General features: G+C 68.5%; 10 protein-coding genes. All 10 read left to right on the forward strand.

From position 1 onward, the window contains the following. The first annotated feature begins 8 nt into the window (after positions 1–8). The 10 genes from uvrC to ppc all read left to right on the forward strand — a co-directional run bounded on the left by uvrC (position 9) and on the right by ppc (position 12,749). Entirely contained in the window at positions 9–2,147 is a 2,139-nt protein-coding gene (uvrC, locus tag TVH25_RS04910; protein ID WP_169621854.1) for an excinuclease ABC subunit UvrC, read from the forward strand. 77 nt (positions 2,148–2,224) lie between these two features. Next, a complete protein-coding gene (gene rapZ / locus TVH25_RS04915) occupies positions 2,225–3,085 on the forward strand; it encodes an RNase adapter RapZ (protein ID WP_296550807.1) in 861 nt (286 codons plus the stop codon). After that, positions 3,082–4,122, forward strand: coding sequence for a gluconeogenesis factor YvcK family protein (locus tag TVH25_RS04920; RefSeq protein WP_422423490.1), 1,041 nt, complete (start codon positions 3,082–3,084; stop codon positions 4,120–4,122). The genes rapZ and TVH25_RS04920 overlap by 4 nt, the downstream gene beginning before the upstream one ends. Beyond that, complete coding sequence (whiA, locus tag TVH25_RS04925; RefSeq protein ID WP_296550762.1) at positions 4,113–5,096, forward strand: DNA-binding protein WhiA; 984 nt, start codon at positions 4,113–4,115, stop codon at positions 5,094–5,096. Before TVH25_RS04920 ends, whiA begins: the two co-directional genes overlap by 10 nt. A gap of 129 nt (positions 5,097–5,225) precedes the next feature. Then, positions 5,226–6,242 (forward strand): type I glyceraldehyde-3-phosphate dehydrogenase, encoded by a 1,017-nt coding sequence (gap, locus tag TVH25_RS04930; protein ID WP_169621860.1) that lies wholly within the window; start codon positions 5,226–5,228, stop codon positions 6,240–6,242. Between the two features lie 29 nt (positions 6,243–6,271). Further along, positions 6,272–7,483 carry a phosphoglycerate kinase gene (locus tag TVH25_RS04935; RefSeq protein WP_169621861.1) on the forward strand — a complete coding sequence of 404 codons (1,212 nt, stop codon included), beginning with the start codon at positions 6,272–6,274 and terminating at the stop codon, positions 7,481–7,483. Positions 7,484–7,488: 5 nt separating this feature from the next. Beyond that, positions 7,489–8,274, forward strand: coding sequence for a triose-phosphate isomerase (tpiA, locus tag TVH25_RS04940; protein WP_169621862.1), 786 nt, complete (start codon positions 7,489–7,491; stop codon positions 8,272–8,274). Positions 8,275–8,404: 130 nt separating this feature from the next. Beyond that, a complete protein-coding gene (locus TVH25_RS04945; protein ID WP_169621863.1) occupies positions 8,405–9,601 on the forward strand; it encodes a CynX/NimT family MFS transporter in 1,197 nt (398 codons plus the stop codon). Between the two features lie 112 nt (positions 9,602–9,713). Next, entirely contained in the window at positions 9,714–9,947 is a 234-nt protein-coding gene (secG, locus tag TVH25_RS04950; protein WP_072698320.1) for a preprotein translocase subunit SecG, read from the forward strand. Between the two features lie 45 nt (positions 9,948–9,992). Continuing rightward, positions 9,993–12,749, forward strand: a complete 2,757-nt coding sequence (ppc, locus tag TVH25_RS04955) for a phosphoenolpyruvate carboxylase (protein WP_296550759.1) — start codon at positions 9,993–9,995, stop codon at positions 12,747–12,749. Positions 12,750–12,767 lie beyond the last annotated feature (18 nt).

Here is a 12,767-nt window from a genome sequence, read left to right on the forward strand (position 1 = left end):
CTGGACTCGTGCCCGACCCCTCCACATACCGCCCGGCTCCCGGCACCATCCCGACGGAACCGGGGGTCTACAAGTTCCGAGACCCGCACGGCCGGGTCGTCTACGTCGGTAAGGCGAAGAACCTCCGCTCGCGTCTGAACTCGTATTTCGCCGACGTGGCATCCCTGCATCCGCGTACCCGGCAGATGGTCACCACCGCCGGCAGCGTCGAGTGGACCGTGGTGCGCACCGAGGTCGAGGCGCTGCAACTCGAGTACAACTGGATCAAGGAGTTCGATCCTCGGTTCAACGTCCGCTATCGCGACGACAAGACGTACCCCATGCTGGCGGTGACTCTCAACGAGGAATACCCCCGCCTCTTCGTGTACCGGGGACCCCGCCGCAAGGGCGTCCGGTACTTCGGGCCCTATTCCCACGCGTGGGCGATCCGCGAAACCCTCGACCTGCTGCTCCGCGTCTTTCCCGCCCGCACATGTTCCGCCGGGGTGTTCAAACGACACACCCAGATCGGTCGTCCCTGCCTGCTCGGCTACATCGACAAGTGCTCGGCCCCGTGTGTCGGCAGGGTCGACGCCGACGAACACCGCCGCATCGTCGAAGCGTTCTGCGACTTCCTCGCCGGCCGTACCGACAAGATGGTTCGCGAAGTCGAACTGAAGATGCAGGCGGCCGCCGACGAACTCGACTTCGAGACCGCAGCCAGGCTCCGCGACGATCTCGGAGCGCTTCGCAAGGCGCTCGAGAAGCAGGCGGTCGTGCTCGGTGACGGGACCGACGCCGACATCGTCGCGTTCGCCGACGACGACCTCGAGGTCGCCGTGCAGGTGTTCCATGTGCGCGGCGGACGGGTCCGAGGCCAACGTGGCTGGGTCGTCGAGAAATCCGGCGACGTGCTCGACCGCCCCGACGACAGGAACACCCCCGGCGAAGCGACCGAGCACGTCGGCGACGTGGAAGAGGTCTCCTTGCTCGTCGAACAGTTCCTCACGCAGTTCTACGGCGAGGAAGCCGCACTCGTATCCGGTGCGCCGGCCGACGAGGAGACACACGAAGGCGGTGCGGTGCCGCGGGAGGTCCTGGTGCCCGCACTGCCCCCGGAACCGGAGGAGATGACTCGCTGGCTCGGCGGTCTGCGCGGTGGCCCGGTGCGCCTGCGGGTGCCGCAGCGCGGCGACAAGAAGGCCCTTGCCGACACGGTGCAGCGCAATGCGAAGGAGGCGCTGGCGCAACACAAGCTGCGACGCGCCGGTGATTTCACCGCGCGCTCGGCGGCATTGCAGGGAATCCAGGAAGCACTCGACCTCGATTCGGCGCCGCTCCGCATCGAGTGCGTCGACATCAGCCACGTGCAGGGCACCGATGTGGTCGCGTCGCTGGTGGTGTTCGAAGACGGACTGCCCCGCAAGTCCGACTACCGGCACTACGGCATCAAGCATGCCGCCGGCGACGGGCACTCCGACGACGTCGCGTCCATCGCGGAGGTCACGCGCCGCCGGTTCCTGCGTCACCAACGCGACACGACACCGGCCGATGCCGGCAACGGCGGCGATTTCGCGCCCGAAGCCGCGCTGGATCCCGCGACCGGCCGCCCCCGCCGATTCGCCTATCCGCCGAACCTCTACGTCGTCGACGGCGGTGCCCCGCAGGTGGCGGCGGCCGCAGAGGTCCTCGACGAACTGGGGATCACCGACGTCGCCGTGATCGGCCTCGCCAAGCGACTCGAGGAGGTGTGGGTACCGGGGGAGGAAGACCCGGTGATCCTGCCGCGCACCAGCGAGTCGCTCTACCTGCTGCAGCGCATCCGCGACGAAGCGCACCGCTTCGCGATCACCTTCCACCGCAGCAAGCGTTCCCGCCGTATGACCGCCTCGGCGCTCGACGGGGTCAAAGGCCTCGGGGAGACCCGTCGCAAGGCGCTCGTCACCCACTTCGGCTCGGTCGCGCGGTTGCGCGAGGCGGACGTCGAGGAGATCACCGCTGTGCCGGGTATCGGCAAGACCACCGCACAGGCGGTTCTCGATGCGCTGCACGCCGAGCGCACCCCGCCGGGTTCCAGCAAGGACGCCGACCCGGGTGCGCCGGTCCCGTCCGTGGGCGATGATGACCCGGTCGGCGTGTCGGCGTCGCGAGCGGAGGCTGAACAGTGACGGAAGTGGATCGTAGGTCCCGGGAGCGGGACGAGCACGGGACGAGTCCGGCAGGGGAGAAGGAAGCGCGTGCAGAGGTGATCCTCGTGACCGGACTGTCCGGTGCGGGACTGAGCACCGCTGCGACCGCGCTCGAGGACCTCGGCTGGTACGTCGCCGACAATCTGCCGCCCCAGCTCGTGATCTCGATGGTCGATCTCGCGGTGCACGCCGAGCCTCCCCTCGAACGGCTCGCGGTGGTCATGGACGTGCGCAGTCGCTTGTTCACGGGCGATCTCGGGCGGGTTGTGACCGATCTCGCCGCGAGGCCGGTGAGCACCCGCGTGCTGTTCCTCGACGCCACCGATGCCGTCCTGATCCGCCGGTTCGAGCAGGTCCGGCGCAGTCATCCGCTGCAGGAGGACACCGCCGACCGGACCCTCTCCGACGGCATCGCCGCCGAACGGGCTCAGCTCGCTCCGGTGAAGGGCGCCGCCGATCTCGTCATCGACACCTCCACGCTGTCCGGGCCCGAACTGCGCCGCAAGATCGAAGCGGCCTTCGGCGACGCGGCGTCCGACACGATCAGGGTCACGGTGGAGTCGTTCGGCTTCAAGTACGGACTCCCCATGGATTCGGATCTCGTGTGCGACGTGCGGTTCCTCCCGAATCCCCATTGGATCGCGGAACTCCGCCCGTATACCGGGCAGGACCCCTCGGTCCGCGATTATGTACTGTCCCGCGACGGTGCCGAAGACTACTTGCGCACCTATCACCGGCTCCTGGAATTGACCACGGCCGGTTACCGTCGGGAGGGGAAGCGCTATATGACGATCGCGGTGGGATGCACCGGCGGCAAACACCGAAGCGTGGCGATGGCAGAAGCACTCGCCGCGCGCCTCGAGCGGGAGCCCGGGCTCGCGGTGCACGTCGTGCACCGGGATCTGGGGCGCGAGTGACCGCGCACCCTCCGACTCCACCGCCCGGCGACGCTCGCTCCGGGCCCGCGATCACCGCCCTCGGCGGGGGGCACGGACTGTATGCCACGTTGAGCGCGGTCCGGCGGCTCACCGATCGCGTCACCGCCGTGGTGACGGTCGCCGACGACGGCGGATCGTCCGGCCGGCTCCGCGCCGAACTCGGTGTGATCCCGCCCGGAGACCTGCGGATGGCCCTCGCGGCGCTGGCCGCCGACACCCCGGACATTCGTGTGTGGACCGAGGTCGTGCAGCACCGCTTCGGCGGCACCGGCGCCCTCGCGGGGCACTCGGTGGGCAACATGATCCTCGCGGGGCTCACCGAGGTGGTGGGCGATCCGGTGGAGGCACTGGACATGCTCGCCAAGGTCCTCGGACTGCGGGGACGGGTGCTTCCGATGTCGCCGATCGCACTCGACATCGAAGCCGACGTCTCGGGCCTCGAAACGGACCCCCGGGTGAGCCGGTGCATCCGCGGGCAGGTCGCGGTCGCGACCACCCCCGGCAAGGTACGGCGGGTCCGGCTGATCCCCGCCGATCCACCGGCGTGCCCGCTCGCGGTCGACGCCGTGTGCGAAGCGGACATGGTGGTGCTCGGACCGGGTTCGTGGTTTTCGAGCGTGATCCCGCACGTGCTCGTCCCGGAACTCCACGAGGCCCTGACGCACACCTCGGCGACGAAGGTCCTCGTGCTCAACCTCGCCGCCGAGCCGGGAGAGACCGCCGGCTTCTCCGCGGAACGGCACCTGCACGTCCTCGCGCAGCACGCCCCGGACTTCCGGGTCGACCACATCGTCGTCGATGCGGCCTCGGTGACTCCGGGACGGGAACGGGACCACCTGAGTCGCGCGGCTTCGCACCTGGGCGCGGACGTCTCGTATGCCGACGTGTCCGAAGACGGAACCCAACGACACGACCCCGCCAAGCTGGCGGTCGCACTGGAAACGTATCTGTCACCGATTCGCGGCAGCGCCCGCGCCGGAATCGGCGACCGGAGGGAGATCATCTCGTGGCAATGACAGCGGAGGTCAAGGACGAGCTGAGCAGGCTGTCGGTCACCCGTACCAGCAATCGCAAGGCCGAAGTGTCCTCCCTTCTGCGCTTCGCCGGCGGGCTGCACATCGTCGCCGGCCGCGTGGTCGTCGAAGCCGAGGTCGACCTCGGTTCGATCGCGCGTCGGCTGCGCCGCGAGATCTTCGAGCTCTACGGCTATGCCGCCGACGTCCACGTGCTCGGCGCGGGTGGCCTGCGCAAGAGTTCGCGGTACGTGGTGCGGGTCGGAAAGGACGGCGAGGCCCTCGCGCGCCAGACCGGACTGCTCGACGGCCGCGGACGCCCGGTGCGAGGACTGCCCGCCCAGGTGGTCGGTGGCAGCGTGTCCGACGTAGCCGCGGCATGGCGGGGAGCCTTCCTCGCACACGGCTCGCTCACCGAGCCCGGACGGTCGTCGGCGCTGGAGATCAGCTGCCCCGGACCCGAAGCCGCGCTCGCCCTCGTCGGTGCGGCGCGCCGCCTCGGCGTCACGGCCAAAGCGCGGGAGGTACGCGGAGCCGACCGCGTGGTGATCCGCGACGGTGAAGCCATCGGAGCGCTCCTCACCCAGATGGGAGCCCAGGACACCCGGTTGACCTGGGAGGAGCGCCGGATGCGCCGGGAAGTGCGGGCGACCGCGAATCGGCTCGCGAATTTCGACGACGCCAACCTGCGCCGATCCGCGCGCGCGGCAGTCGCGGCTGCGGCCCGCGTCGAGCGTGCTCTCAACATTCTGGGCGACGACGTTCCCGATCATCTGGCCGCTGCCGGCACGCTCCGGGTCGAGCATCGCCAAGCTTCCCTCGAGGAGCTCGGGCAGCTCGCGGACCCGCCGATGACCAAGGACGCGGTCGCCGGACGCATCCGGCGTCTGTTGTCGATGGCCGACCGCCGAGCAAAGGACCTCGGGATTCCCGATACCGAGTCGGCGGTGACCGCGGAGTTGCTGGACGACGCGTAGAGGCGCACGCTTGTGGGGAGTTCGTCACACAGGGCGGATCTCACACGGTGGCCCCGGCGCATTAGGGTAGGGGTCACAACGGCACAATCATCAGCACAATTATCGAGATCTGGGCAAAGGAGCTCCACTGTGACTGTCCGCGTAGGCGTGAACGGGTTCGGACGTATCGGGCGCAACTTCTTCCGCGCAGTCGAAGCGCAGAAAGCGCTCGGCACCACTGACATCGAGATCGTCGCCGTCAACGACCTGACCGACAACGACACTCTCGCAACGCTCCTGAAGTACGACTCGATCCTGGGTCGCCTCGACAAGGATGTGCGTGTCGAAGGCGACTTCATCATCGTCGGCGAGCAGAAGATCAAGGCGCTCGAAATCAAGGAAGGCCCGGCCGCGCTTCCGTGGGGCGACCTGGGTGTCGACGTCGTCGTCGAGTCCACCGGTATCTTCACCGACGCCGCCAAGGCCAAGGGGCACCTCGACGCAGGTGCCAAGAAGGTCATCATCTCCGCGCCCGCCAAGGGTGAGGACATCACCATCGTGATGGGCGTCAACGACGACAAGTACGACGGCAGCCAGAACATCATCTCCAACGCCTCGTGCACCACCAACTGCCTCGGACCGATCGCCAAGGTCCTCGATGACAGCTTCGGCATCGAGCGCGGTCTCATGACCACGATCCACGCCTACACGCAGGACCAGAACCTCCAGGACGGCCCGCACAAGGATCTGCGTCGCGCCCGCGCCGCAGCCCTGAACGTCGTTCCCACCGGCACGGGTGCCGCCAAGGCCATCGGCCTGGTTCTTCCGCAGCTGCTCGGCAAGCTCGACGGCTACGCGCTGCGCGTGCCGATCCCGACCGGCTCGGTCACCGACCTCACCGCCAACCTCCGCACCAAGGCGTCGATCGAGGAGATCAACGCCGCGATGCAGGCCGCAGCAGAGGGACCGCTCAAGGGCATCCTGAAGTACAACACCGATCCGATCGTCTCCTCGGACATCGTCACCGACCCGCACTCCTCGATCTTCGACGCGCCGCTGACCAAGGTCATCGACGATCAGGTCAAGGTTGTGGCCTGGTACGACAACGAGTGGGGCTACTCGAACCGCGTCGTCGACCTCATCGGCCTCGTCGGCAAGTCGCTCTGAGACCCCGAACCGGACAGGACACCCGAACAGTGGCAGTTCAGACCCTGAAGGATCTGCTCGACGCCGGGGTGGAGGGGCGCGGTGTGCTGGTGCGCTCCGACCTCAACGTCCCCTTGGACGGCGCGACGATCACCGATCCCGGCCGCATCATCGCGTCCGCCCCGACGATCGAAGCACTGGCGGAAGCCGGCGCCAAGGTCGTGGTCGTGGCGCACCTCGGCCGGCCCAAGGGCGAGCCGGATCCGAAGTTCTCGCTCGCGCCCGTCGCGGCGAAGCTCGGTGAGGTGCTCGGCCGCAACGTCCAGCTCGCCGGCGACGTCGTCGGGCAGGACGCTCTGGCTCGCTCCGAGGGCCTGACCGACGGCGACATCCTCCTGCTGGAGAACATCCGCTTCGATCCGCGGGAGACCAGCAAGGACGAGTCGCAGCGTCAGGCGCTCGCCCGCGATCTCGTCGAGCTCGTCGGCGACGACGGTGCTTTCGTCTCCGACGGTTTCGGTGTCGTGCACCGCAAGCAGGCGTCGGTGTACGACGTGGCGAAGCTGCTCCCGCACTACGCCGGTGGCCTCGTCGCTGCCGAGGTGGCAGTGCTCGAGAAGCTCACCACCGACACCGAGCGTCCCTACGCGGTCGTGCTCGGCGGATCGAAGGTCTCCGACAAGCTCGCAGTGATCGAGGCGCTCGCGCCGAAGGTCGACACGCTGGTCATCGGTGGCGGAATGTGCTTCACATTCCTTGCGGCACAGGGCATTTCGGTCGGCAATTCCTTGCTCGAAGAGTCGATGATCGAGACCTGCAAGGGACTGCTGGACCGCTACGCCGATGTCCTGCACATCCCGCAGGATGTCGTGATCGCCGACAGCTTCTCGGCCGACGCCGAAGCGAAGACCGTCCCGGTCACGGAGATTCCGGACGGCTGGATGGGTCTGGACATCGGACCGGAGTCGGTGCAGCGGTTCGCGTCGTTGCTCTCGGCGGCCAAGACCGTGTTCTGGAACGGCCCGATGGGCGTGTTCGAGTTCCCGAAGTTCGCGGCGGGCACCAAGGGTGTCGCCGAGGCCATCGTCGACGCCACCGGCAAGGGTGCGTTCAGCGTCGTCGGCGGTGGCGATTCCGCTGCGGCAGTGCGCCAGCTGGGCCTGCCGGACGACGGGTTCTCACACATCTCCACCGGCGGCGGTGCCTCCCTCGAATACCTCGAGGGCAAGGAACTGCCCGGCATCTCGGTTCTGGAGGCCTGAGCGCGATGGCACGCACACCGCTGATCGCGGGCAACTGGAAAATGAATCTGAACCACCTCGAGGCCATCGCGCTGGTGCAGAAGATCGCGTTCACGCTGCCCGACAAGTACCTCGAGAAGGTCGATGTCACGGTCATCCCGCCGTTCACCGACATCCGTTCGGTACAGACGCTGATCGACGGCGACAAGATCAAGCTCACCTATGGTGCGCAGGATGTCTCCGCCCATGATTCCGGTGCGTACACCGGGGAGATCTCCGGTGCGATGCTCGCCAAGCTCGGCTGCACCTACGTCGTGGTCGGGCACTCCGAGCGACGCACGATGCACGCCGAAACCGACGAGATCGTGCGCGACAAGACGAAGGCCGCGCTCAAGCACGGCCTGACTCCGATCGTGTGCATCGGCGAGGGCCTCGACATCCGTGAGGCCGGCGACCACGTCGCATACAACGTCGCCCAGCTGAAGGGCTCGCTCGCCGGGCTGTCCGCCGACGACATCGCCAAGATCGTCGTCGCGTACGAGCCGGTGTGGGCGATCGGCACGGGCAAGGTGGCCTCGGCCGCCGACGCCCAGGAAGTCTGTGCGGCGGTGCGCTCCACCCTCGCCGAACTCGCCTCGCCCGAGGTGGCATCGTCGGTCCGTGTCCTCTACGGCGGATCGGTGAACGCCAAGAACATCGGCGAGCTCATCGCGCAGACCGATGTCGACGGTGGCCTCGTCGGAGGCGCCTCGCTCAAGGCCGACGAGTTCGCTCAGCTCTCCGCAATCGCGGCGGGCGGCCCGCTCCTGTAGGCCGGCCCGAGCAGCAGTACGGCTCACTCGATCGTGGGGGGGGGGGGGGGGGGGGGGGGGGGCCCCCCCCCCCCCCCCCCCCCCCCCCCGCGGTTCCGAGTGTGCACCCGAACCGAAAGGCATCACGCGTATGACCGCCCCCGCCGACACCGGCCCGAGCACCCGCAGCGTGGTGTTCGGGTTGGCAGCGGTGCTGCTCGTCGCCGCTTGCCTGCGCCCGGCCATCACCGCGATCGGGCCGCTGCTCGAGGACATCGGCGCCGACACCGGGCTCGGCAACACGGCGCTCGGCGTGCTCGGCGCCGTGCCGCTGTTGTGCTTCGCGGCGGTCTCCCCGTGGATTCACCGCCCCGCGATCCGTTACGGGACGCAGCGCATGGTGCTCGTCGCGATGCTGGTCCTGACGGCCGGAATCCTGCTGCGGTCGATTCCCGGCGCGCTGTGGCTGTGGGGCGGCACGATCGCGATCGGTGTGGGAATCGGCATCGGCAACGTGCTGTTGCCGGCAGTCGTCAAACGCGACCATCCCACGCGCATCTCGACGGTGACCGGCGTGTACTCGTCGGTGACGACCGGCGCCGCCGGACTGGGCTCCGGTTTGGCGGTGCCCTTCGTCGCCCTGACAGGCAACTGGCGTGGCGCGCTCGCGTTGTGGGCCGTGGTGTCGCTGGTCGCGGCGGCCGTGTGGGTCGTGCGCGGACGGGTCCTGCCGACACCGCTGCCGGCCGCCCCGGACACGACACCCGGCGTGTCCATGTGGCGTTCCGCCACCGCGTGGCAGGTCACCGCGTTCATGGGTCTGCAGTCCACCACGTTCTATCTGCTGGTGACGTGGCTGCCGTCCATCGAGACCGGTCTGGGTGTCGACCGCGCGGCCGCCGGATGGCACCTGTCGGTCTATCAGGTGGTCGGCATCGTGGCGGGTCTGGGCGCCACCGCTCTGATGGGACGCCGCACCGACCAGAGTCGGCTCACCGCTGTCGCCGGTTCGGCCCTCGTCGTCGCGATGATCGGTGTGCTGTGGGCGCCGCACCTCGTCCTGTTGTGGGTCCTGGTCGCGGGGATGAGCAGTGGCGCGACGTTCATCATCGCGGTGTCGCTGTTCGGTCTCCGCACCCGCACAGTCGCCCAGACCGCGCAACTCTCGGGCATGGCGCAATGCCTCGGCTACCTGCTCGCGGCGTGCGGGCCGGTGCTCGCCGGCGCGATCTTCGACCTCACCGGCACCTGGACCACGGTCCTGCTGCTGGTCGCGGTGTGCGGGGCCGGGCAAGCTGTGGTCGGGGCGTTCGCGGGTCGCGACCGGTATACCCACGACGAGCCCTGAAGGCCCACGATCCGCGAGGACGGCGAACCGGGTGCGGCAATTCTGGGATTCGCCGGGACCGGGTAAGCTGACGGCCGACGTCACCCACCATCGAAGGACACCGAACGCCGACATGGAACTGTTCCTGGACATTCTGCTGATCGTCACGAGCCTGCTGCTCATCCTGCTGGTGCTGCTGCACCGCGGCAAGGGCGGCGGTCTGTCGAGCCTGTTCGGCGGCGGGGTCCAATCCAACCTGTCCGGTTCGTCGGTAGCCGAGAAGAACCTCGACCGGCTCACCGTGTTCACCGGCATCGTGTGGGTCATCGCCATTCTCGGTATCGGATTGCAGATCAAGTTCAGCTGATCGGCAGCGGTCGCATATCGGCCCCGGGGCGCCGATACTGGCCGAATGACGGATACCGTGCCGGCTTCGGCCACCGAACCCCTGCGTGACGACATCCGCCTGCTGGGCGGCATCCTCGGTGATGTCGTCCGCGATCAGGCCGGCGACGAGGTGTTCGAACTCGTCGAAGCCGCGCGGGTCGCGAGTTTCCGGATCCGGCGGTCCGAGATGGACCGCGCCGATCTCGCCGAGCGTTTCGCTGCCGTCGAGACCGCAGATCTGCTGCCGGTCGCCCGTGCGTTCAGTCACTTCGGGCTGCTCGCCAACCTCGCCGAGGACCTTCATCGCGAACGCCGGCGCGCTGTCCATCTCGAGGCCGGTGATCCCCCGCAGGACAGCGCTCTCGCCGCCACCTACGCCAAGCTCGATGCGGTCCCGCTCGATGCGGACGGGGTCGCCGATGCGCTCGCGGACGCACTCGTCGCACCGGTGATCACCGCGCACCCGACCGAAACCCGCCGCCGCACCGTATTCGACGTGCAAACCGCCGTCACCGACCTGATGCGGCGCCGCGACCGCACCGTCGACCCCTACGAGCGGGACAGCATCGACCGTGCCCTGTACCGGCACATCCTCACCCTCTGGCAGACCGCACTGATCCGGCTGGCGCGGCTTCGCATCAGCGACGAAATCGACAACGGTCTGCGCTACTACGATCTGGCGTTCTTCGAGGTCGTGCCCACCCTCAACGCCGAGGTGCGCCGTGCGCTCCGGGAGCGGTGGCCCGATGCCGCAGTGCTCACCCGGCCCCTCGTGCGTCCCGGCACGTGGATCGGCGGCGACCGTGACGGAAACCCCAACGTCGACGCGGCGGTCGTCACCACGGCCGCCGACCGCGCGTGCGCGACCTCCCTGCGCCACCACCTGGCCGAACTCGCCGTGCTCGAACGAGAGTTGTCGATGTCGGTGCGCACCACGACCATCACCGCCCGGCTGCAGGAACTCGCCGACATCTCCGGTGACGAGAACCCCGCGCACAGCGACGAGCCGTACCGGCGGGCCGTGCGGGGAATCCGCGGGCGCCTCACCGCGACCGGCGCCCGACTGCTCCCGGACGTCGACCTCCCACACACCGTCGAGCCGTCGCGCGAGCCGTACCGCACCCCCGCGCAACTGCTCGCCGATCTGTCGGTCGTCGACGCGTCGCTGCGCGCCGGCGGGGGAGCGGTCATCGCCGACGATCGTCTCGCCCGACTGCGCGGCGCAGTCGAGGTCTTCGGGTTCCACCTCGCTCCACTGGACCTGCGGCAGAACGCCGACGTCCACGAGCGCGTGGTAGCCGAACTGCTCTCCTGGGCGGGTGTGACAGACCGCTACGCAACGCTGCCGGAGGATGACAAGGTCGCGTTGCTCACCTCCGAACTACGCATCCGGCGGCCCCTGACCACCCCCGACGCGCAGTTGTCGGACGAAACGGCCAAGGAACTCGGCATCTTGCGCGCCGCAGCGAGCGTCGTGCGCCGCATCGGGCCCGCCGCGATCGAGCACTACATCATCAGCATGTGTACCTCGGTCTCGGATCTGCTCGAGGTGGAAGTCCTCCTCAAGGAAGTCGGGTTGCTCGACCTCGACTCCGGATATCCGCGGAGCAGCGTGCAGGTGATTCCGCTGTTCGAAACCATCGAAGATCTGCGCAGCGGCGCGTCGACGCTGACAGCGGCCCTCGCCGTACCGGAATTCCGGAGCCTGGTCGATGCGCACGACGGGCTGCAAGAGGTCATGCTCGGCTACTCCGACTCCAACAAGGACGGCGGATATCTCGCCGCCAACTGGGCGTTGTACCGAGCAGAACTCGACCTCGTCGAGGCGTCCCGCGCCGCGGGTGTTCGCCTGCGTCTGTTCCACGGCCGTGGGGGAACCGTCGGCCGCGGCGGCGGTCCCAGTTACGACGCCATCCTCGCCCAGCCGCCCGGTGCGGTGCGGGGCTCGCTCCGGGTGACCGAACAGGGAGAGGTGATCGCCGCCAAATACCGCGAACCCGTGCTCGCCCGTCGCAACCTCGAGGCGCTCGTCGCCGCGACTCTGGAATCCACACTGCTCGACGTCGAAGGGCTCGGCGCGGATGCGTCGGCTGCCTACCGGATCTTCGACGAACTCGCGGACCTGGCCCGAAACGCCTACCGGCGTCTGGTTCACGAGACGCCCGGATTCGTCGAGTACTTCACGACCTCGACGCCCGTCGCGGAGATCGGAGCGCTCAACATCGGCAGCCGGCCGGCGTCGCGCAAACCGACCGCGGCCATCGCCGACCTGCGTGCGATCCCGTGGGTGCTCGCGTGGACACAGAGCCGGGTGATGTTGCCGGGCTGGTACGGCACGGGCAGCGCGGTGGCCGAGTGGGTCGGCGACGATCCCGAGAAGCTCGAGTCCTTGCGAACCCTGTATCGGCGCTGGCCGTTCTTCCGCACGGTGCTCTCGAACATGGCGCAGGTGATGGCCAAATCCGATCTCGGAATCGCCGCGCGCTACTCGGAGTTGGTCGAGGACACCGATCTGAGGGAACGGGTGTTCGGCCGGATCGTGGAGGAACACGCCCGGACCGTCGACGCCTACCAGCGGATCACGGGCTACGACTCGCTCGTCGCCGACAATCCTGCATTGGAACGGTCACTGCACAACCGATTCCCGTACCTCGAACCGCTCAACCACCTGCAAGTCGAGTTCCTGCGCAGATTCCGGGCGGGCGAGGACACCGAACAGGTTCGCCGGGGAATCCAGCTGACGATGAACGGACTCGCCACCGCGCTCCGGAACAGCGGCTGACCGGCCGCCGAAAGAAAA

It is taken from the genome of Rhodococcus sp. 7Tela_A2 (assembly GCF_049311045.1).
In the GTDB taxonomy this organism is placed as follows: domain Bacteria; phylum Actinomycetota; class Actinomycetes; order Mycobacteriales; family Mycobacteriaceae; genus Rhodococcus.